A 22885-nucleotide genomic window follows, 5' to 3' on the forward strand; every position below is an offset into this window, starting at 1 on the left:
TCTTATTTGGTTTGAATTGAAAGAGAATTAGAAATGTATTTCATCAAATTTTTCATGAATTGATTTAAATCAGATTTTTGCAGTTCTCTATTCATTAAATAAAACCCATTGATTTGTTTTTTTTGATCTGGAAACAGCTTAATAATATCGCTCTTTCCTCGTATTGAATAAATAATGTTTTTAAGATCAATAAAAAATAAATTATTTTCTTTAAAACTATAAGATATTCCATTCTCAGAAACTGTTTTTTGAATGTCTTTATGATGTTTGATGTATAATGTAAGGGCTTCGGCAACTTTACTTTCTTCATAATAACCAGAAGTAAATTCCGGAACAGTCGGGACTTTTTTGTCTATTTTGACAAAATTTTTATCTAAAATTGAAAAAGCTTCGACTTTACTTGAGTTAAGATTTATTCCAATGTTTTCAGATTCTCCATATGGATTTAAAACTAAAATATCTCTGTAAATATCATATTTAAGTTTTACTTCAAAGTATTTTTGACCATCATAGTCAATTTTTCCAATTTCATATTTGTTGATTAAATATAAATGGTTGTCTCCAATAGATCTATATGGATTAATGTGTGGTACCCCGTTGTTTAGGTCAAGATTATTTTTGCCAACTGTATTGTCAAACCAGTTGTATACATTCACATCGTTATTTGTTTGACTATGAATGCTATAAATGTTTAAGAATAATCCAAATAAAACGAGGAAAGCGGACTTTTTTTGATAATTTTTCAAAGGATTCAGTGGATTTTAGTGATTTGTTTTGGGGGTTTCCAAATTTATTAAAAAAAGGTTATAAACAAAACGTATATCTGTTAAAATGTGATAAAATCTTATTTTTTATACAACAAAAACCCTAAATCATAATGATGATTTAGGGTTTTTAACGAATAATTTGATCGAATTAGAATTGTGTATTTAAGTTTTAATCGTTGAAATCATCAGTGTTATCAAGGATTTCGTCGAATATTTTTTTTAATGATCTTATATAAATTGGAAACGCAATGGCCAGTAAGATATATTCTAATCTTAAAACGGTAACATCGTCTAAAATTCTATATAAGCAAGGAATTATTATTGCCAAGGAAACAACAACCCCAACCCATGGATTGTTTTTTATTTTTTTTATAGTTGGCAAAAGTTTCATTTCAGGTTGTCTCGTTAATGCTATCTTCATCTATCTCTATTTTGATTTAGGTGGGATAAAAGTAATTTTGATCTCGATCTATAAGTTTGAAAATGTCACGAAATGCTTTTTCTCTGTCATGAATACGATGAATTGTTTGTTATGTAGGATTTTTTTCTTTCGAATAAGCATAAAAAAATCCTCTGTTAAGAGGATTAGTTTTTGAATTTTAGATCTTTACTAAGATAAAATGTTCATCTTTTTTATGAAATCTTTGTAAGTATCACTCAGATTTATTTTATGATTTCCTTTTAAAATAATAAGATTATCTGCCAGAATAATTTCTTCTATTTTATCGGTATTTACAATTGTATTGCGATGTGTTTTTATAAATTTATTTTTGTCTAATAAATCACTGATTTTAGTCAATGAAATTAGAATTACAAATTTTTCTTTCTCGGTTATAATATTGCAGTAACGTTCTTCAACTTCAATATAAAGAATGTCTTCAAGAGATACTTTTTTTAAAGAGTTTTTCTTTTTAATAAATAGAGAATCATTACTGATAACCGTATTTTGTTCTTCGCTAAAAAAGACATTTGTCTGCTCATAAAATTTCTCCACAGCCATTTCTAAGGCATACAAAATTTCAAGTTCATTAAATGGTTTCATTAAAAAACTAAAAGGTCTCGTGAGTTTTGCTCTTTCAAAAACCTGGCGATCCTGAGAGCTTGTTAAAAACACAAATGGTTTAGACGCATGCGGAATTATATTTATAGATTCTGCAAAAGTTATTCCGTCTGGTTTTCCATCCAAAAAAACATCAATTATAATTATATCAACAGGCTTTTCATAAAAAAGTTTTAATGCTTCTGTATAATTTTTGGCAACTCCAGCAACATTATAGTTGTTGTTCTCTAGTACTTTTATAAGTTGATCACTCTGTTCTAAAATATCTTCTATAATTAAAACATTAATATTGTCCATTTCATTTAGTTTTTGGGAATGTTAATATCATTTTAGTCCCTTTATTGAGTTCGCTTTCTATATCAAATGTTCCGGAATTTTTCTTTATCATTTGCTTACATAATTGTAAACCCAGACCAGTTCCTATAATTTCTGAATTGCCTTTTTTAGCTAATAATTCTCCTTCATAAAGCAATTCCTTAATAGTGTTTTCATTCATTCCAATTCCGGTATCCTGAATTATAACCTGACAAAAATCAGAATCTATTTCATTTGCCGAAAAGGTAATTTGTCCATTTTCATTAGAAAATTTAATAGCATTGTCTAGTAAATTTCTAAATACAATTTTTAGAGAATCAAGGTCAACAAACAGAAATATATTTTTTGAAACCGAATTTTCGAAGGTTATCGATTTATCTAATAATAAAGGCTTATAATTATATTCGATTTGCTGTATTACAGAATGTAAATGAATTGATTCTTTGTGAAAATACAATTGTTTAGTCTGCAGTAATGCCCAATGTAATAAATTGTCCAGTAAACTATAAGTACCATTAGCAATGCTGCTGTTCTGAATAATTAAGTGATTTAATTCGTCGTAGTTTTTATTTTCAAGCGTGGCAGATAATTTAGAATTACTGTTTTTTAAAGCGTTTACAGATGAGCGTAAATCATGGCTTACAATCGAAAACAGTTGGTCTTTTGTTGCATTAAGTTCATCAAGTTTGTTTTTTTGTCGCAAGATGGTTTTTCCATTTTTTACTTTTTGTGCATATAAATAAACTCCGCCAGTTAAAATTAATAAAAGGCCAATAGCAGAGAAAAATAATGTATTACGTTGTGCATTTTTTAACTCATTTTCTACTTTGAGTACTTTAATTTGTTTTTGTTTTTGTGCTACAGCGAATTTTTTTTCGTAATCTGCCAGAGCCCAAATCTTGCTTTGATTGTTCAAAGAATCTTTCCATTGAGCAGATTCTTTTCTGTAAAACAATGCCTTCTTAAAATCGCCTTTATTTTCTTCTACAACAGACATATTTAATGAAGCTTTTCTCTTTATATCAAAATCAATGGTTTTTTTTGATAAATCATATGCCTTTTCAAAATAAGGAATTGCTTGTTGGTCTTTATATTGAATATAGTATAAGTTCGCGATATCATTATAAATACAAAATAAATTTACAATGTCTTTTTCTGTTTCTAGAATTTCTAAACTTTTAAAAAGATATTCTTCTGCTTTGATAAAATCACTTAGATGTAAATGGCAAATTCCTAAATTTTGATAAATAAGGCTTATTTTTAATCCTTGTTGATTTAAGGATTTAAGGCCTTCTATTTTTTTGAAATATATAATTGCTTTTTCAAATTCTTTTAATTCTATTGAAGCATCCCCTAAGTTTTTATTGACTAATGGATAGAACGTAAATTTTTTGGAAATTAAGTTTAATTCAAATTTTGCTTCTTTGAATAATTTTTTTTCAATAAAACTATATCCCCTAAAAAAGTGGCAATAATCTGCGACTTCTTTATTTTTATTAATATTTAATTGTTTCATAGAACTGACCAAAGTCGAGTCCCAATTTTTTTTAATAAAAAAGTTAGAAGCTTTGCTAAAATTCAACTCGTTTTTGAATTCAATCTCTTTTTTCTTTAGTGCTTCGTTTAATTGTTTGTTTGATGATTGAGAAAACAACAAGAAAGGGGAGCAAATAATCAAGAAATTAAAAAAAAATCTAATAATAAGCATTACTCATTTTTTGTTTAGAATTTAATAAGAAAATATTATGTAATAAAGAAACATCGTTTAATGGATAATTTATAATCTCAATAAACGATGTTAGTTAAATATCTATTGCGAGGGTTTAACGACCTACAGATGTCTCTGTTCCTCTTGATGTTTCAGGATCAATATTTCTTAAATATGAGAATACAGTAGTAATGTTTTCAACGCTTTCAGAAGTATAATCTATTTCAACATACCATACATCATAAGTATTTGGTGTTTCTTCATCCCAATCGTAGTCAAAATAAATTTCGACAGTATTAACATGTTCTGTTAATGTTCCAACTACAGGGTTTTGAGAATCTTTAGAATTAATGTATACAGTTGCACAGATTTTTAATGTTTTTACTCCATTATTGTCGTAAATTTTTGCCGAAGCTAAAGGAGGAACAGGAAAAGTAATGTTCACTGTGTCTGTAAAAATAAAATCTTCTGTGTTAATTCTTGTGATTTGAATGACATTAAAGTCCATAATAAGGTTTTTAGGGTTAATAGTTTTATTTTTGGTGGGTTAAAGATATTTTATTTCTTTAAGAAAATATAAGCATTGTCGTGTTTTTTTTGTTAAATTATTTGTTTATTGCCGTTCATCGATAATAAACATAATAATTTGCTTTACAAAAGAGAAAATACAGGTTGAAAGAAATGAATTTTATGACTTATTATTTTAGAAAAGTAAATCAACTTGTGAATTAATTTTTTCCAGATAATAATCTATTTTTCGAATGGCGCGATTAAAGAAAAGATTTTGCTCCTTAATTCCAGACTGCCCTAAAGCTATTGAGTTACTAATTTGTTGTTTAAAAAACTGATGCACATTTTTACAGCTGTCTTCATTGTCTGTAATAAAATAACCTAAGAGCGTGTAAGGAACAAACATAGTTAGTTTTTCTTCGGTTTCTATAAGCATGTTATTATTTAATAATATCAGTTCATTATAATAAAGAGCAAAGTTGTTATTACCATCATTACATTTTGCTTGTATTAAACTTATAATTCTCTTTAAGTCCTTACAAAGTGCATTAGCATTTTTTAAATTTAACAATCCGGCTTCATAAAAATAGAGAATCTGCTGTAAACTGCTGTTTATAGTGGTGTCGTTCCAAATTTCATTTACGGTAGTGTTTTCATATGCTTTTTTTAAGGTTTGCATATATTCAGTAAAAGATTCCTCAATTACAAAATTTTCAAAAGACACTTTTTTTTGATTTGTATTTAAAAGATTCAGCCAGACAAAAGCCTTGAATTTTGACAAAATTGTTCCGTCCATAAAATAGAATAACGGAATATCTTTGGCCGAATAATAAAGTTTTGTTTTGGGATTCTTTGTAAGTATTTCAACCTGTTGAGCAGATGCTTTAAAATATTGAAGCATATCTTTTAACGATTCAATCTCAATTGTTTTTTCTACAATGACTTTTTCTTTTTGTGAAAATAAATTATCCAGTGAAATATTAAAATGATTCGCCAATTTGATGGTTTCATCAATAGAAAATTTACTCTTTTGAGATATCCTTCGATGAGATGCATCATAACTGATTTCCAGAATAGAAGCGATTTCATCTATCAAAGAATTGGACTTGGAAATTTTACTTCTAATAGCTTTTAAAAATGATTCCTGGTGTTTCATAATTTGCGATAATCACAAATATAATAAAATACTTTATTGTTTTACGCAAATATATATGTGATAAATGCAATAGGTTTGTCCTGTAATTTTAAAAAGAAACAGTATGAAAATTATAAATCAAGTTAAGGGTGCCAATTCTTTTGGCCGTTTTCACAGGGCACAATTTATAGGTCTTCTCTTGTTTAGCGGTTTTTGTTTTGGACAAGACGGCTCATCAAAAGCTGTAGATTCCCTAGCCAATAATATTTCGGCAGGCCCCTCTGTAGAATTTGAAGGAAAGGATATTGATTTGCATTATTTTAGATGGAAATCTAATAATAATTTAAGGAATGACAGCATAAAGATTTTTAGTCTGTCTCCAATATCCAGAAGAGTCAACAGAGTAAATGGTTTTGTTCTGGGAGCGGGGCATTATGAGAATGAAAAAATTAAACTTCAAACAATTAATGGATTAAATGTTGAAGCCAGTCCTCTGTCAGTCGCTTTATTTACAATTTCAATTAATGTCCCGTTTGAATCTTTTTTGGTTGGAATTAATGACAATGTTATTAGTAACGTGGCTTTTTTTGATGATCGAACCGATACTTATATTAGGGTAAATGGTTTAAATATTAGTTCGGGAGGATTTATGGGCGGTGCAGAATTAAGAGGGGTAAATATTTCTATAATTTCTGGAATGAATAAAATGAATGGATTTTCAGTTGGCGGGATATTGAATACAAAGAGCTTTTCTGGTGTGAGTATTTCGGGTTTAGCTAATATTTCTGATTTGGGAAATGGAGTCCAAATTGGGTCATCGAATGTTTCCAGACGACATAACGGAATTCAGATTGGATTGTTTAATAATTCTAAAGAATTGCGAGGAGTGCAATTTGGTCTTTGGAATACAAACGGAAAACGTAAACTTCCTTTTTTTAACTGGCAGTTTAAGAAATAAAAAACAAAATAAATGAAAAATATACCAATCGCGCTTATCGCTTTCAGGCTTTTATTAGGGCCAATTTTAATAATGCTAACGTATAATTATGGAACTGAAATTAGAAAAGAACTTGTTGTTTTAATCTTTTTGGGATTATTGTCTGATATTTTTGATGGAATTATTGCGCGTCGAATAGGAACTTCTTCAGAAAAACTTCGAAGAATGGACAGTCAGACAGATTTAGTTTTTTGGTTGTGCGTTGCTTGGTGTTCGTGGATATTAAATCCCGAAATAATAATAGAAAATGCATTGCCTATTACTTTGATTTTTATAATGGAAGCATTGACCTATGTTTTCAGCTTTATGAAATTCGGTAAAGAAACCTGTACGCATGCATTTCTTTCTAAATTATGGGGGATAACGTTATTACTTGCTTTTGTTGGAATGATTGGTTTTGGATATTCTGGAATTACTTTTTCTTTAGCAATTATTTTTGGAATTGTTGGTCATATAGATGTTTTGCTTATCATCTTAATTCTTCCAAAATGGACATTTGATGTTCCTAGCTGCTATCATGCTTATTTGATTCGGAATAAAATTCCTTTCAAGAAGAATAAGCTTTTTAATTAAAAACGAAAAACCCCAATTCAATTAATGAATTGGGGTTTTAGCTAATAATTTTTGCTAAGCCCAATATTCTATTTTAAGAAATTTGATTTATTTATTCAATTTTGAATGTTTTATAAAAATGAATATAATTCCCTGTTTCGGTTACTCCTTCCAGCATGATTTCATAATCTCCGGCAATATCAGACATGTAAAAAGAGATCGCCATTTCACTATTTTTAAAAGCTATATTAGGTTTCCAGAGTAATTGATATCTATAATCAGGAACTCGGTTTAGGGTATTAGATATTTCATATTTTGGTTCAAAATACACTTTTGCAGGTTCAGGTCTCAAAATCATCGTTTTTAAAATATTTTTATCCGTATAAATATTCGCAAAATCGTTATTTTTTGTAATGATGCTAACAATTCCGTTGAATATTTTAGGTCCATAACAATACGGCTTGTCAACAACGCTAATACTTTCAATCTGATATGCATTGTAATTAAGTAATGCATTTATATCCTGAATTTGTAATCCATCAACCAAAACCAGACACGGTTCAGGAGATTGAGTTATATTAAATTTGGAATTTCTTAAATATAGTGAAGGAACTTGATTATAATCTTTAAAATTAAGTTCGGTAACAATTTCTATTATGGTTTCTTTAAATGTTCTAAATCTTTCAAAACTATCCAGATTATAATTCTTCTCGGTAGGCTCAAAAAATAAATCGGTATTAACAGCTTCAATAAGGCTGTCTTTTTTTTGTGAAAAATAAACGTTTTCTACCTGAGTTGCCAATGAGCGCTCTTGAATCGCTTTTAAATTTTTAGGAGAAATAGTTGTTTTATTAGAAAAAATTAAATTTGATAAATCCGGACTTGGTGTTTTATCTACTGTAATAGCATAATTTTCTCTATCAGATTCAGACAATTGCACATAACAGTTTGATGCACTGGTTTGTTTATCTATTAAAAAAGTAAATTTTCCACTGCTGTTTGTTTTAGTTGTTTTGAAAATGAAATTTTTTCCCGGAATCGATAGTGTAACTATTTTAGAGTTTAAGTTAGCATTTGCAGCTTTTGAAGTTATATACCCCGTTATAATTTCGCCTCTTGTTTCTGGAAGTACTTTTATGTCTTGTTTTAAATTGATATCAGTATTAATAATTTCATTATTTGAGTTTGTAGGTATAAAATCTATTTTTCTGATATTTAAAAAATAATTTCCTTTATCCAGTGTTTTTGGTATTACAAGTGTGGCTTTTTCTCTTTTAAAATATTTTTCTTTGCCAAGGTTTAAAACAATTCCCTCAGATGTGTTTTTTGTTTCGGTTTTATAAACTTCAGGTTTTTTAGATGTACTATCAATAATCATATTGATATGTTCTTCAAACGGATTTATAACGGTAAAATCCTTTTCAAAAAAGTTATTTTGGCTATTGTTCAACATCCAGCTCGTATAAGCAATAAGTTTATAGTTTCCTGTTGTTAATGTTGTTGGAATAAAATAATCACCAGATCCAATTCCGTTTTTTAAACTAATTTTAGTTTTAAATATACTTTCTTTACGATTGTTAATTACTTCTAAATAGGCCACTTCACTTATATCAGAAAATACGGTTGTTTTGTTTAAACAGTATAATTGGTAATATAGTGTTTCGCCGGTTAAGACTACCGAGGTATTGGTTTTAACTAATAATGATTCTGTACCCAAAACAGTATTATTTTGAGCACTACCTTTATAAGTGAAATTTACTAATAACAGTAGAAACGCTAATTTGATTTTTAATTTTCCCAAAATGAAGGTATTACGTTAGAAGAAAATGATGTACAATCTCCGCATTCTTTTTCAACCATGTAAAATCCAGAAGGACTAAATCCCGGACCATCTCCAATATAATCATGTGTTTTAATCAAGCCATAATTGTCTTTTTCGATCTCATAAAAATAGTAGAGCCTGGCATTGCAAGTTGTAAAATACTCGGTTGGCTTTTCGGAAGGGAAAAAATCTTTAAAGCTAAAAAAGATCCTTTTTTTGGTGACAGATGCCACTTCAAAATAACCAACAACTTTTTCATGTGAATCTGTTGTTGATTTCATGTTTCCCACAACATATCCGGGCTGATTTGGAGATAATATTTCTCCTGAATCAATCATTTTTTTAGAGGTATAATAATAATCATAAGCAGCTTGACTTTGTGTGTATTGAGAAACTATTATGCTGTAACGATTTGTTAGCATATAATCTGTGTCGGCAATAAAACGAATAGGATATTTTACGCGATCTTCACTCAAATCGGTCGTATTGGTTTGTCTGATTCCTGTAGAATGTTTGGTGGTGTAACAAATTTGAATGTTTGGTGGAGCAGGCACTTTTACGTAGCTGTAATAGCCGTTTTGCTGTACTAATTTAATACGAGTTTCAATAGGATGCGGAGTTATTATTTTATAGGTTTCTTCATATTCATAACGATAATATTTAGATGTATTTGTTGGGTCAAAACTCTTAACATTTACCTGAACACCTCTAACGCCATCTTTTTCTGCAGCTGTTGCTTCAAGATCAATAGTGTTTGGTGTAGTTAAAACTTCTGGTGAAGAAACATATGATTTTCCAGATTTAGTTGTTATTTTTAATTGATAGTTTTTATTTGGTTCTACTTTAAATTCATTTTCAGAAACATATTTTCCATCTTTTTCGTCAAAATGAAATACATTACTGTCGCTGTCAACAACAGTAACGTTAGCTCCAGATTCGGGAATTTTTATGGTGTCATTAAGAAGTCTTGTTCTTGAAATGTTTATTTCCTGATATTTTAATTCGTTTGTTAATGTGGCTTCAACAGTCATTGCATCTTCAAAATCTTGATTTTGATATACATATTGTTCCGTGCAGCCTGCCAAGATAACAGATGCAAAAAGGATCAATGTTGTTTTTTTGATTATTGATAAATTCATATTGTTGTGATAAATGAATTAAAATTTAATGTTATAAGTTATTGTTGGAATCGGAACAGAAAAAATCGATGTTTTATACGCCTTGATTTTTCTGTCTTCAGTAACAAAATAAACATTATAAGGATTGTTCCTGCCCAGAACATTATAAACAGAAAGATTCCAGAAGCTATGAGCGAGTTTTTTTATTTTGTGATTTCCTTCAAAATTAAGACCAATATCCAATCTGTAATAATCTGGAATTCTATATTGATTGCGATTACTATATAACGTAAAGCTCTCTCCGGCAAAATCATAAGATCCAATTGGAAAAGTAACCGGTCTGCCGGTTTGATAAACAAAATTAGTTGATAAACTATATCTCTTGGTGAATTTATAATTTAGAATAGCACTAAAATCATGTGGTTTATCATAATTTGTGGGGAAATAATCTCCGCTGTTTATTTTTTGAGCATCAAATCTACTGTCCAATTTTATTAAAGCTCTGGAGTAAGTATAGCTTAACCAGCCATTAAAATTTCCTTTTTCTTTCTTGATCAAAAATTCAACTCCATACGCTTTTCCTTCACCTTGAAGAAGTTCAGTTTCTATGTTTTCGTTCAAAAACAATTCGGCACCAACTTTATAATCCAGAATATTTTTCGAACGCTTATAATAACCTTCTATACTTAGTTCTAATGAATTTTGAATTATATTTTTGAAAATCCCTAACGAAAATTGATTAGAAGATTGTGGTTTAGTATTTAAATCTGAAAGCTTCCATACATCCATTGGTGATTGAGTCGTATTTGTGGACAGTAAATGCATGTATTGGTACGTTCTGTCAAAACTTGCTTTTATGGATAAATCCGGAAGTATAAAATAGCGAGCTGAAATTCTGGGTTCAAAACCGCCATACGTTTTTATAGACTCATTATTGTTGTAGGTCTTGCTGTCAATAACAGTTCTTTCAGATTTAGGAAGATCATCCTGATAGATGTTTTGGGTAGAAGGACCAAGTGCCGAATAAAAAGAATAACGCAAACCTAAATCAATTAAAAGTTTGTCATTGACTTTATAATTTTCGGTAAAAAACAAAGCCGACTCTAAAGCTTTTTCCTTTTCAAGTGTTTTGTTTTTAATTTGAGAGTCGTTACTTGTTGGTTTGAGGAAACCAGGATTAATATTGTATATTTTGCTGCTTACACCATAATTAAAGGAGTGCTTTTCATTGAGATTGTACTTCATTTTTAAAACAAACTGAGTTTCATTGATTTTATAACCGTAATCAAATGATTTTTCAGGTTGAGAATCGTAATCAATATTAAATTTATATTGGCTATTAGTAACAATAAATGAAGATTTATTTTTTGCGTTAAAATCATGATCCCATTTTACGGTTGCTAATAAATTGCTGTATTTATAAATAGAGTCTGAATTGATGCTGTACTTATCATGACTATAATATAAAGAAGTTTCCAGATTATCTTTTGCAGTAATTTGGTGATTGTATTTTAAAAGCAAATCATAAAAAGAGGCTTGACTGTTATCTAATTCAGGATCTTTAATAGCCTTTAAAATCCAGTCAGAATAACTTGCTCTGCCGCCAAATAATAAGCTTGATTTTCCTTTTACTATCGGAATTTCGAGAGTAACATTGCTCATTACCGGGCCAATTCCTGCTTCACCAGAAACTTTTTCGGTATTTCCACTTTTAGATTTAATATCAAAAACTGAAGAAAGACGTCCTCCAAATTCAGCAGGAATGCTTCCTTTGTATATATCGGCTTTTTTTGTTGTAAAAGGATTTACAGAAGAAAAGAAACCTAAAAAGTGAGATGGATTGTATAAAGAAGCATTGTCTAATAAAAACAAGTTTTGATCGTCTTTTCCTCCACGTACATTAAATCCCGCAGAACCTTCTCCGGCTGTTTTTATGCCCGGTAGAGTTGTAGCGACTTTAAAAATGTCTCTTTCACCTAAAATTAAAGGTACGGTTTTGATGTTTTCGATATCAATGCTTGTGAGACCTGTAACTGTCGAAGTTGTATTTCTTGTTCTTTTATTTTCGATGACAACTTCTTTAAGCGCATTCACATTTTCGTCTAAATTAAAATCAACTTTTCCGTTGTTGTAAAGTACAATCTTTTTAGTCTTTGATTCATGTTTAATAGATTGTGTTTCAATTATATTAATGCCGGCAGGAACTCTAAAGCTATAATAACCATTTTCATCAGTTGTTGTACTTATATCTTTGCCTTTTACTTTAATAGTAATATTATATTCTGGTTTTCCTGAAGTTCGGTCTTTAATATAGCCGGAAAGTGTATAGGATTGAGATTCGTTTATTAACGACTGTCTTCCAAGGGAAATAATAGAATCTGAATCTTTCTTAGAATCATTCAGATATTGCTTATTGTAAATAGGAACAATTTGTAAATTCGGCTTTTTACTAACATTTGAGTTATCAGTATTTTTAAAATAATCCTCTGTTATCGTGTTTGATATTAAAAGGCCATTGCTTAAAATAATATTGTTCTTGTCAATAATATAATTTATGGTAGTGTTATTAAAAATAGCATCTAAAATTACTGAAATAGAGGTATCCTTGAATTCTCCTGATATAAGTTCATTATTAGATAACCATTGATCCTCAAAATAAAAGTGGAAAGAAATGTTTTTTTCGACTATTTCAAGAGCTTTTTTTCGTGTAACATTTGAATATTCTATAGAAATATTCTTTTCTTGAGAAAATAGAACAATTGGCAGGAAAAAAAACAAACAGAAGATAAAGTACTTTTTCATTTAGATTTGGGAATAGAGCTTATAAATTGTTATCAATAAATTTTATCAAATCTGCTTTGAACTGGTATGGATTTGTCTCTTCTTGAATTTTATTTTTTTTGTAATACTCTTTTATCTCTTTTTTTAGCGGAGGAAATATTGCGAGGATTTCTTTTTGTGTATTTACAGATGTAAATTTTGAATTATAAAGAAGCTGGTAATTATTATATTCTTTGAACTCAGTATATAAAGTAGTTTCAATAATGGTTTCTTTGGCAGTTTTAATGTGTTTAATATATAAGGAAATATTTTTGCCTAAATATTTTTCTTCAAAAAAACCGGTGATTGCTTTCGGGTATTTATATTTATTATCAATATTTACAAATCTCTTATCATCAATTAGAAAATAATCTGTTTTTTCATTTATAAGAGTTATACCAAATGTGTTATTGTTTTCAAATGATTTAACAAGTTCATCTTTGTATATATCATACTTTACAAGAATGTTTTCATATAATTGATTATCGTAAAAAACAGATCCGTTAACGAAGTTTTTATTTAAATAATAGTTGTTAGTATTTTTTAAATTATAAGGATCAATATGAATTTTGCCATTATTGATGTTTAAAATTTCTTCGCCAATTGTTTTGTCTAAGTAATTAGAAACATCTTTTTTTACATTAGTCTGACAAAAACTGTTGATTGAAAATAATAGCAGGATGAAAATTAGCGTTGAGTAATTTGTAATTTTCAATGGTAGATTTTTACAATATAGTTTGAGTTTAAAAGAGATAATAAATAATATTGTTTTAATTTTTGATCTTCCAATATCCTTTCTCATCAATATTTTTAGTTTTATGCAGCTATTTTCTATATAAAACTATGTTAATGAAGGTTAACAAAAAAATAAATTAAACCAACAACATTGATTTTTAAACCAACAACATTATTTAATCTATAATGTGTTTACTGAAAACGTTGTAGTCTAGTCTTTTACCGTGTATTTTTAGTTGGAAGGTAGATTTAAAAACTTAAAAACCCCAATTCAACTAAATGAATTGGGGTTTTCTATGAATAAACCTTTAGTAAACTAAGATCTGATTACTCTTTTTTGTCCTCACGTGGAGGTCTTGGAACAAGTGCTTTTTTAGACACTTTTTCTTTTTTAGTTTTAGGGTCAACTCCTAAGTATTTCACTTGGAAAACATCTCCCATATTAACTACATCAGTAACGTTTTCAGTACGTTCCCAAGCAAGTTCAGATACGTGAAGTAATACTTCGTTTCCTGGCGCAGCAGTATATTCTACAACAGCTCCAAAATCAAGCATTTTGATTACTTTTACTTCGTAAGCTTCTCCTAATACTGGTTTGAAAGTGATAGAAGCAATTTTTGCTAATACCGCTTCAATTCCAGCAGGATCTGTACCTAAGATTTCGATAACACCTTGCTCGTCAACTTCGTTGATTACAATAGTTGTTCCAGTAGCTTTTTGTAATTCCTGAATTACTTTTCCACCAGGTCCAATTAATGCTCCAATAAAGTTTCCAGGAATAGTTCTTGTAATAATTTTTGGTGCATGAGCTTTTACGTCAGCTCTTGGAGCAGCGATAGTCTCGGTCAATTTTCCTAAAATGTGTAAACGTCCTTCACGTGCTTGTCCTAAAGCTTGCTCCATAATGTCATAACGTAAACCATCAATTTTAATATCCATTTGACAAGCTGTAATACCGTCAGCAGTTCCGGTTACTTTAAAGTCCATATCTCCTAAGTGATCTTCATCACCTAAAATATCTGACAATACTGCAAATTTCTCTCCATCAGTAATCAATCCCATAGCAATTCCAGAAACTGGTTTTACCATTTGAACTCCAGCATCCATTAAAGCCATTGTTCCAGCACAAACCGTTGCCATAGAAGAAGAACCGTTAGATTCTAAAACCTCAGAAACAACACGAATTGTATAAGGACAATCTGCAGGAATCATATTTTTTAAAGCTCTTTGAGCTAAGTTACCGTGACCAACTTCTCTTCTTGAAGTTCCTCTTAATGGTTTTGCTTCACCAGTTGAGAAAGGAGGGAAGTTATAGTGTAAGTAGAATTTCTCTTCACCTTGTTCAGATGGAGAATCGATTTGGTTTGCTTCTCTAGATGTTCCTAAAGTTACAGTTGCCAAAGCCTGAGTTTCTCCACGAGTAAATAAAGATGAACCGTGAACTCTTGGTAAATAATCAGTTTCACACCAGATAGGTCTGATATCTGTAGTTTTTCTACCATCTAAACGAACACCTAATTCTAATACTACATTACGAACAGCTTCTTTGTTTGTTTTGTAGAAATATTTAGAAACTAAATCGCCGTCAGCAGCTAATTCTTCTTCAGTAAATAAAGCTTTAACTTCTTCTTTTACTTCAGCAAATGCAGCACCTCTTTCGTGTTTAGCCGAACCAACTTTTGCAATAGCATAAATTTTATCGTATGCAGCAGCTTTTACTTTTTTGTAGATTTCTTCGTTTTCTTTCTCACCTTCGTAAGTACGAATTTCTTTTTTACCAAAAGCAGCCTGTAAACGTAATTGTGCCTGGATTTGAACTTTAATAGCCTCGTGAGCAAATTTAATTGCTTCAACCATTTCAGCTTCTGAAATTTCTTTCATCTCACCTTCAACCATTGCAACTGAGTCTAAAGAAGCACCAATCATCATATCGATGTCAGATTTTTCTAAGTCTGCTCTGCTTGGGTTGATAACAAATTTTCCGTCAATACGTGCAACACGTACTTCAGAAATTAAGTTGTAAAATGGAATGTCTGAAACTGCTAATGCTGCAGATGCAGCTAAGCCAGCTAAAGCGTCTGGCATAACTTCTTCGTCATGAGACATTAACTGAATCATAACTTGTGTTTCAGCATGGTAATCGTCTGGGAAAAGCGGACGTAAAACACGGTCAACTAATCTCATTGTTAATACTTCGCTGTCGCTTGGACGTGCTTCTCTCTTAAAGAAACCTCCTGGGAAACGACCTGCTGCTGCGAATTTTTCGCGGTAATCTACCGTTAACGGTAAAAAATCAACGCCTGGGTTTGATGTGCGAGCTGAAACTGCTGTTGCAAGTATCATAGTGTCGCCCATTCTTACTACTACAGAACCGTCTGCTTGTTTAGCTAAACGTCCTGTCTCGATTGTGATGCTTCTGCCATCACCTAAATCGATCTTTTCTACAAATAATTGTGGAATCATAAATTTTTTCCTTATTGATTATACAATGGGTTTTAGTTGTGTTGTAGTGTTGTTGTGTGTAGTTGTTGTTGTCTAAAACCCAATGAAAAACCAAACTTTTTTTCTTGTAAATGCTTGTAATGTAAAAACAAAAAGAGGCACTTTCGCACCTCTTTTCTATATTGATTATTTTCTGATATTCAATACTTTGATAATCTCACGATATCTGTTAATTTCTTTCTTTTTCAAGTAATCTAACAAAGCTCTTCTTTTACCTACTAATAGTACAAGAGAACGCTCAGTGTTGTAATCGTGACGATTTTTTTTCAAGTGTTCAGTTAAGTGAGAAATTCTGTAAGTGAACAATGCAATTTGACCTTCTGCGCTTCCAGTGTTTGTTGCACCACCGTGTTGTGCGAAAATCTCTTCTTTCTTTTCTTTAGTTAAATACATTCCAATATTATTTAATGATTTTTATGTATGTCAGACAACTTTTGTAAGACGGGTGCAAAATTACATCTTTTTTCCGAAAAAATAAATTTAAACTTTGAAAATTTTAATAATTAATCAAATTCAGGTAAAAATAATCCTTTTTTGCTGATTTTAAGGTAGTTTGATTTTAAATTCAGCTATTTGTGATTCGTTTGAAGGTTAATTAACAAACTAAAACCTATTTAGATTTCGCAATTTTTTTACCTGTTTGTTTCTCATTTAAGGAGGAGTAAGAAAGTTTTATATTGTTTTCGTCTATACTTGTTCCTGAAATTAAAATTCCCTGATCATAATTATCTGTAAATGAAATTTTGCGTAAAGCATCGTTTCCAACCCAGACACCTTGTTTTAAACCGTTTTTGATAATTCCTTTTTGAGTTACAAACTTATCGGTTTCCTCATATTCTCCATTTCCATCAACTACAGTTTGATTTTTATTTTCATCCCAAAAATTAAGAATTAAAGTTTGAGACGTTTTAGTTTTAGGATTCCACGAATTTTGTTTTTCAGACTTTTTACTTTGGTTTTCGTACCAATTGATCTCTTTGCCCACTTTATGATCGTCAGAATAGTTTACAACAGATTCTTTCGATCCATTTTTGAAATAACAAATAAACTCGCCATCCTTTTTTAAAATGTCTCTGTCTAAAGTACAGCCCGTCATTTTTTTTCTTCCGTTTTTGTAAAAATCAGTAACGACATAGCGTACACTTTTCTGAGAATAGTTCGTAATTACTCTCGTATAAGTATAATTTTCAGGCGTAGTTTCACGATTTAACGAGTCAAGAAAAATCTTTTTCGAGACCATGTTAATCTGTCCAAATAGATTGACTGAACTTATAAGAAGAAATATGATGAATACATTATTTTTCATTCAGCTCTATTTTTTATACATTAAAAATAGCTCTTCTAGAATAACTTAGCAACTTCTTGATTAACAAACTCCAAAAATCTTTCGTCAGCTTCTGTAAAAGGATCAATTACGTGGCTGTCAATATCAATTTGACCAATGTTTATTCCATTTACAAAAAGCGGAACAACGATTTCTGATTTTACAGTTAAACTGCAGGCAATATAATTGTCTTGTGCTTTTACATCCGGCACAACAAAATTGGCATTACTTTCTGCAACTTGTCCGCAAATTCCTTTACCAAAAGGAATAACAGTATGATCTGTTTCAGCACCTACATAAGGGCCTAAATGAAGTGTTTTGTTTTCGTGATTTGCAAAATAAAAACCAACCCAGTTGTAATATTCTACATTTTCGTTTAATAATTGACAGACAGCTAATAGTTTTTCGTCTCTAACTTTATTATTATCAGATACTATAGCGCTTATTTTTGGTTGTAATTCTTGAAATGTCATGATTTGAAAATTTTATACAAAAGTATTTAAAGCTGAACTCAAAAAATACATAAATTTGAAAAAAAAATCTGTTGAAAAAATATCTAGCCCAATTCAAGCCGTTTTTAATTTTTATAGGTACTTTTTTTGCAGCTTATATTGCATTAACGCTATTATATAAATTTTATTTGAACAGTTTTAAAGCTGATGAAGTCGACGGAATTACAAATTTAGTTGGCCGCAATGTTGAGCAGCTGCTTCATGCTTTTAATTTTGATATAAAAGTGCAAAAAAGCCTTTCTAATTCCTGGTTAGAAGTGCTGTATAACAATCATTACATTGTTCGAATAATAGAAGGCTGCAATGCTATAAGTGTTATTATCTTATTTATTGCTTTCGTGCTTGCTTTTTCTGGAAAGTTTAAAGTTACCTTATATTATATTCTGTTCGGGATCGTGTTTATTTATCTTTTAAACATTGCCCGAATCGCTTTATTGACCATTTTGTTATTTCATTTTCCCGAAAAAAATCATCTTTTGCACGGCGTTCTTTTTCCGTTAATTATTTACGGAACTGTTTTTATTTTATGGATTATCTGGGTTAATAAATTTTCGAAGTATGCTAAATAAAATAAGAGAAGAAAAAACGAAAATTTTCATTTCGATACTTGTTATTTTTTGTTTTGGAATTATTCGGGCTTTTGAAAATATGCTGTTTTATGATCCCTTCTTAGATTATTTTGAAAAGGATTTTAATAATATAAAATTGCCAGAAGTCGATTCGTTAAAACTTTTTCTGAACCTTTTACTTCGGTTTGTTTTAAACACTGCGCTATCACTTATTCTAATTTACACCCTTTTTAGAGATAAAGGAATTTTAATCTTTAGTTCCTTTTTATACGCTTTCTTTTCAGTCGTTCTTTTTGCAATGTTTTTTATAATTGTCGAATATTATCCAGAAAAAAGCTGGCTCTTGTTTTATGTTCGAAGATTTATCATTCAGCCTATATTTGTGCTTTTGTTTATTCCTGCGTTTTACTATCAGCTTCAAAATCTAAAAAAATAACATTTCATTTAAATTTTATCTGAGTCTTTTTAAATACTTTTGCAGTATGAGTTTAAAAAAGTGCACAGTTTTATTTTTAGCGTTCCTATTGTTGGTTTCCAACGTTGGGTTTGCTTTTGATGTGCATTACTGCGGAGGAAAAATAGCTTCCGTTTCTTTAAATATTTCGGCTTCGGCATCACCAGAGAAAAAATGCTGTGGTGAAAAAGAGAAAAAATCATCTTGCTGCAAGGATAAAGTTGTAAAATTTGAAAAAAAATCAAGTGATGCGACTTTTAAAGTTTTCTTTTTCCAGCTTGCATTTCCGGCTGTAATTCAGGAATACAAACCAATTGCGTTTTTGTCCATTCCAAACTTCAAAAACAATCAGGTTATTTCGTATTATTCAGATGCGAATGCGCCCCCCTTATTCAAATTATACAATCAATACATTTTTTATTCCTGATTTTAATGTTTAGAATCAAGCCTTCTTTCTATGGCTTGCAATAAATGTTTTAGCGTTTCTTATTCTACAGAAACCCAAAACAGAATTTCTAAATAACATTAAAATCTTTTTTTATGCCAAAAAATATCATGCTTTTTGCGATGTTTTTACTTTCGGTTTCTGTGTTCTCACAAGAAAATTTAGAGGAAGTAAAAGTCAAAAAAAAGCAAAAAGGAATTACAAAATCCTATACCGTTACCGCAAACACATCTTTAATTACGAGTAAAGAACTCTTAAAAGCAGCATGTTGTAATCTTGCCGAAAGCTTTGAAACAAATCCATCAATCGATGTCAATTTTTCTGATGCTTTAACAGGAACAAAACAAATTAAAATGCTGGGTTTAACAAGTCCGTATTTAATGATTACCGAAGAAAACATTCCTTCGGTTCGCGGAGCGTCACAAGCTTATGGTTTATCATTTACGCCTGGAACCTGGATCGAAAGTGTTCAAATTACCAAAGGTGCCGGAAGTGTTATTAATGGTTACGAAAGTATTTCGGGACAAATAAATACCGAACTTTTAAAGCCATTAAGTGACATTCCGTTTTTTCTGAATGCTTACGGATCAACCGATTCAAGATTTGAATTGAATACACATTTTAATAAAAAGTTATCTGATAAATGGGCGACAAGTTTATTTGTTCACGGAAATACTCGTGTGGCTAAAAATGACATGAACGATGACGGTTTTTTAGATAATCCGTTAGGAAAACAAATCAATGTTTTAAATCGTTATCAATATTATGATCCCGAAAGTGGTTTGGTAAGTTTTATCAATTTCAGATATATGAATGATAAAAAGCAAACCGGAGAAGTTGATTTTGATAAAGACCGCGACCGAGGAACTACAAATCAGTGGGGTTCAGAAATCAATACAGAACGTTTTGATGTATCTACAAAAATAGGGTATGTTTTTAAAGATATGCCTTATCAAAGCATCGGATTTCAAAATGCTTTCAACAGACATAAACAAGATTCGTATTTTGGTTTAAATCAATATGATATTAAGCAGAATAGTTTTTATTCGAATTTAATTTTCAATTCGATTATTAATAATACGAAGCATAAATTTACAACCGGTTTAAATTTTTCATACGATCAATATCAGGAATTTGTAAATGTTACAGATTACAGCCGAATCGATAATTCAGTTGGAGCATTTTTTGAATATACGTATGATAACACAGATAACTTCAGTATCATTTTAGGCGGAAGAGTTGACAATCATAACCGTTTAGGCTTTTTTGCTACACCAAGACTTCATGTGAGATATAATCCTTGGAAAAATGGAGTAATTCGTTTTTCTGCCGGAAGAGGAAAGCGTTCGGCTAATATTTTTGCCGAGAATCAGCAGCTTTTTGCAAGTTCAAGAACATTTTCAATTTTAGACAACAGCGGAAAAATCTATGGTTTAAATCCGGAAATTGCATGGAATTACGGAGTTAGTTTTTCGCAGAAATTTAAACTTTTCGGTAAAAATGCCGATGCCGGATTTGATATCTACAGAACCGATTTTCAAAATCAGGCTGTTGTAGATTTAATGCAGAGTCCGCAAGAAGTTTTGTTTTATAATTTAAAAGGAAGTTCTTTTGCTAATAGTATTCAGGTTGAATTTAATTACGAGCTAATTCATAACTTAAATTTAAGAACGGCTTATAAATACTATGACATACAAACCGATTATTTAAGAGGAACTTTTCAGCGTCCGCTTCAGGCGAAACATCGTTTTCTAGGAAATTTAGAATACGAAACAACGTTGAACAATGATAAACAATGGAAGTTTGATTATACCTTTAATTGGTCTGGAAAACAACAGCTTCCGTACACAGCGTCAAATCCTGCTGAAGATCAATTTCCTGATTTCTCGCCTTCGTATGCTGTTATGAACGCTCAGGTTACAAGGGTTTTCTCATCTGTTTTTGAGGTATATATAGGAGGAGAAAATATTGGAAATTACAAACAGCAAAAAGCGATTTTAGGAGCAAATGACCCTTTCGGACCAAATTTTGATGCTTCTGTTGCTTATGCGCCAATTTTTGGGCAGATGTATTATGCAGGATTACGATTTAAAATAAAATAATAAATTTATAACACTAAATAACAGACAATGAAAAATTTGATTTTAATTGCAATGATAACTTTTTTAGGATTTTCGGCTCAGGCGCAGACTAAAAAAAATAAGAATTTAAAATATACTGTAGAAGTTAACGGAAACTGTGAACAATGTAAAAAGCGTATTGAAAAAGCAGCATTTGGAGTTCCGGGTGTAAAAACGGCTTCTTGGGATATTAGCACACATCAGCTTACTGTGATTTTAAACGAAGAAAAATCTTCTCCACAAGATTTGAATGCCGCTATTGCAAAAGTTGGGCATGATACAAAAGAAGTAAAGGCTGCAGATGCTGATTATGAAAATCTACATTCTTGCTGTAAGTACGAGAGAGAAAAATAATTTTAAAAGCCCGAGTTAATCTTCGGGCTTTTTTATATAGTTAATTTATCTTTAAAATATGGCTTTTAATTGTGGTTAAGGTAAATAATTGTTAATTTCACAAACTTATAAGTATAACCAAATTCGTTTTATGAATAATTTTGAGTGGACCCAGTTACTAAACCCTGAATTCTATATAACTTTAAGTATCGGAGGTTTTGAGATTGGGTTATTTATTGTTCTGTTTATAGTTTTTGCTGAAACAGGACTTTTTGCAGGTTTCTTTCTTCCAGGAGACAGTTTACTTTTTCTAGCTGGAATTTATAGCCGCGACTTAGTTCAAAATGTTGTTTATATTCCGGGAGATTTTATCAATGTATTTTTGCTTTCGACGGCTGTAGCCGTAATGGGAGTTTTTGGAAATATGACTGGTTATTGGTTTGGAGCAAAAAGCGGTTATTATTTATTTAAAAAAGAAGATACATTTTGGTTTAAGAAAAAATACCTTTTACAATCAAAAGATTTCTTCGAAAAATATGGTGGAAAAGCAATTATTTACGCGCGTTTTCTTCCAATCTTTAGAACTTTCGCTCCAATTATTGCAGGAATAGTTTCTATGGATAAAAAGAAATTTATGTTTTATAACGTTTTAAGTTCTTTCTTGTGGTCATTCATCCTAATCTTTGCCGGGCATTATTTATACGGCGTATTCTTGAAAAAAGGAATTGATTTAAAACAACATATCGAATACATTATTATAATAATCATTATCATTTCTACATTCCCGGTTCTTTTAAAACTCTTAAAAAAGAGACCAAGCGAAGAAGTATAATCTCATAGAAAAATAAAAAAGTCCGAAGCTAAAACTTCGGACTTTTTATTTTCTGTTTATTCAGATATGATTCGATTTAAATAACATCAGTTGAATATTAATGCATTTTAAATATAGCCCGCGGTTTCAACCGTGGGACGCAATATATGTATTCGTATGTTATGATTTGTATTCCATTCGTTTCCCACGGTTGAAACCGTGGGCTATGTTTATAGAATGAGATTATAAAAATGTTTTTTTGTATCCAATGAAAAG

Annotated in this window: 22 protein-coding genes; 8 read left to right on the forward strand and 14 right to left on the reverse strand. The window is 30.3% G+C overall.

Annotated elements, in window-relative coordinates:
• Positions 1 to 2: 2 nt before the first annotated feature.
• The 6 genes from B3C18_RS21555 to B3C18_RS21580 form a co-directional block, all read right to left on the reverse strand.
• Positions 3 to 656, reverse strand: coding sequence for a hypothetical protein (locus tag B3C18_RS21555; protein ID WP_291151624.1), 654 nt, complete (start codon positions 654 to 656; stop codon positions 3 to 5).
• A 280-nt stretch (positions 657 to 936) separates the two neighbouring features.
• Complete coding sequence (locus B3C18_RS21560; RefSeq protein ID WP_291151626.1) at positions 937 to 1188, reverse strand: hypothetical protein; 252 nt, start codon at positions 1186 to 1188, stop codon at positions 937 to 939.
• Positions 1189 to 1377: 189 nt separating this feature from the next.
• Positions 1378 to 2124 (reverse strand): LytR/AlgR family response regulator transcription factor, encoded by a 747-nt coding sequence (locus tag B3C18_RS21565; protein WP_291151628.1) that lies wholly within the window; start codon positions 2122 to 2124, stop codon positions 1378 to 1380.
• Position 2125: 1 nt separating this feature from the next.
• Positions 2126 to 3658, reverse strand: a complete 1533-nt coding sequence (locus B3C18_RS21570; RefSeq protein ID WP_291151631.1) for a tetratricopeptide repeat-containing sensor histidine kinase — start codon at positions 3656 to 3658, stop codon at positions 2126 to 2128.
• Positions 3659 to 3965: 307 nt separating this feature from the next.
• Positions 3966 to 4358: a hypothetical protein gene (locus tag B3C18_RS21575; protein ID WP_291151633.1), complete on the reverse strand. Its 393-nt coding sequence runs from the start codon at positions 4356 to 4358 to the stop codon at positions 3966 to 3968.
• A 195-nt stretch (positions 4359 to 4553) separates the two neighbouring features.
• The gene (locus B3C18_RS21580) at positions 4554 to 5516 is read right to left on the reverse strand and encodes a hypothetical protein (protein WP_291151635.1); all 963 of its coding nucleotides are present in this window, start codon (positions 5514 to 5516) and stop codon (positions 4554 to 4556) included.
• 103 nt (positions 5517 to 5619) lie between these two features.
• Between B3C18_RS21580 and B3C18_RS21585 the strand changes: the two genes are divergently transcribed.
• Together B3C18_RS21585 and B3C18_RS21590 are read left to right on the forward strand one after the other, a co-directional pair.
• Entirely contained in the window at positions 5620 to 6453 is an 834-nt protein-coding gene (locus tag B3C18_RS21585; protein WP_291151637.1) for an LA_2272 family surface repeat-containing protein, read from the forward strand.
• 12 nt (positions 6454 to 6465) lie between these two features.
• The gene (locus tag B3C18_RS21590) at positions 6466 to 7065 is read left to right on the forward strand and encodes a CDP-alcohol phosphatidyltransferase family protein (protein ID WP_291151640.1); all 600 of its coding nucleotides are present in this window, start codon (positions 6466 to 6468) and stop codon (positions 7063 to 7065) included.
• 91 nt (positions 7066 to 7156) lie between these two features.
• Here B3C18_RS21590 and B3C18_RS21595 read toward each other — a convergent pair whose 3' ends face one another.
• The 8 genes from B3C18_RS21595 to B3C18_RS21630 all read right to left on the reverse strand — a co-directional run bounded on the left by B3C18_RS21595 (position 7157) and on the right by B3C18_RS21630 (position 17838).
• Positions 7157 to 8761 (reverse strand): hypothetical protein, encoded by a 1605-nt coding sequence (locus B3C18_RS21595; protein ID WP_291151643.1) that lies wholly within the window; start codon positions 8759 to 8761, stop codon positions 7157 to 7159.
• Positions 8762 to 8832: 71 nt separating this feature from the next.
• The gene (locus B3C18_RS21600; protein ID WP_291151645.1) at positions 8833 to 10005 is read right to left on the reverse strand and encodes a DUF4249 domain-containing protein; all 1173 of its coding nucleotides are present in this window, start codon (positions 10003 to 10005) and stop codon (positions 8833 to 8835) included.
• 18 nt (positions 10006 to 10023) lie between these two features.
• A complete protein-coding gene (locus B3C18_RS21605) occupies positions 10024 to 12786 on the reverse strand; it encodes a TonB-dependent receptor (RefSeq protein ID WP_291151648.1) in 2763 nt (920 codons plus the stop codon).
• Positions 12787 to 12805: 19 nt separating this feature from the next.
• Complete coding sequence (locus B3C18_RS21610) at positions 12806 to 13606, reverse strand: hypothetical protein (protein WP_291151651.1); 801 nt, start codon at positions 13604 to 13606, stop codon at positions 12806 to 12808.
• Positions 13607 to 13866: 260 nt separating this feature from the next.
• Entirely contained in the window at positions 13867 to 16002 is a 2136-nt protein-coding gene (locus B3C18_RS21615) for a polyribonucleotide nucleotidyltransferase (protein WP_291151653.1), read from the reverse strand.
• A gap of 165 nt (positions 16003 to 16167) precedes the next feature.
• Positions 16168 to 16434, reverse strand: coding sequence for a 30S ribosomal protein S15 (rpsO, locus tag B3C18_RS21620; RefSeq protein WP_007804772.1), 267 nt, complete (start codon positions 16432 to 16434; stop codon positions 16168 to 16170).
• A 217-nt stretch (positions 16435 to 16651) separates the two neighbouring features.
• Positions 16652 to 17347, reverse strand: coding sequence for a hypothetical protein (locus B3C18_RS21625; protein WP_291151656.1), 696 nt, complete (start codon positions 17345 to 17347; stop codon positions 16652 to 16654).
• Positions 17348 to 17382: 35 nt separating this feature from the next.
• Entirely contained in the window at positions 17383 to 17838 is a 456-nt protein-coding gene (locus B3C18_RS21630) for a GAF domain-containing protein (protein WP_053470045.1), read from the reverse strand.
• Between the two features lie 71 nt (positions 17839 to 17909).
• Between B3C18_RS21630 and xrtF the strand changes: the two genes are divergently transcribed.
• The 6 genes from xrtF (at position 17910) to B3C18_RS21660 (ending at position 22630) form a co-directional block, all read left to right on the forward strand.
• Positions 17910 to 18446, forward strand: coding sequence for an exosortase family protein XrtF (xrtF, locus tag B3C18_RS21635; protein WP_291151660.1), 537 nt, complete (start codon positions 17910 to 17912; stop codon positions 18444 to 18446).
• On the forward strand, positions 18436 to 18882 hold the full coding sequence (locus B3C18_RS21640; RefSeq protein WP_291151662.1) for an exosortase F system-associated membrane protein: 447 nt from the start codon (positions 18436 to 18438) through the stop codon (positions 18880 to 18882). Before xrtF ends, B3C18_RS21640 begins: the two co-directional genes overlap by 11 nt.
• Before the next feature lie 46 nt (positions 18883 to 18928).
• On the forward strand, positions 18929 to 19327 hold the full coding sequence (locus B3C18_RS21645; RefSeq protein WP_291151664.1) for an HYC_CC_PP family protein: 399 nt from the start codon (positions 18929 to 18931) through the stop codon (positions 19325 to 19327).
• A gap of 113 nt (positions 19328 to 19440) precedes the next feature.
• A complete protein-coding gene (locus tag B3C18_RS21650) occupies positions 19441 to 21447 on the forward strand; it encodes a TonB-dependent receptor plug domain-containing protein (protein WP_291151666.1) in 2007 nt (668 codons plus the stop codon).
• A 27-nt stretch (positions 21448 to 21474) separates the two neighbouring features.
• The gene (locus B3C18_RS21655) at positions 21475 to 21819 is read left to right on the forward strand and encodes a heavy-metal-associated domain-containing protein (protein ID WP_053470050.1); all 345 of its coding nucleotides are present in this window, start codon (positions 21475 to 21477) and stop codon (positions 21817 to 21819) included.
• Between the two features lie 130 nt (positions 21820 to 21949).
• Entirely contained in the window at positions 21950 to 22630 is a 681-nt protein-coding gene (locus tag B3C18_RS21660) for a DedA family protein (protein ID WP_291151668.1), read from the forward strand.
• Positions 22631 to 22885 lie beyond the last annotated feature (255 nt).

The organism is Flavobacterium sp. UBA7680 (genome assembly GCF_002482975.1).
Taxonomy (GTDB): Bacteria; Bacteroidota; Bacteroidia; order Flavobacteriales; family Flavobacteriaceae; genus Flavobacterium.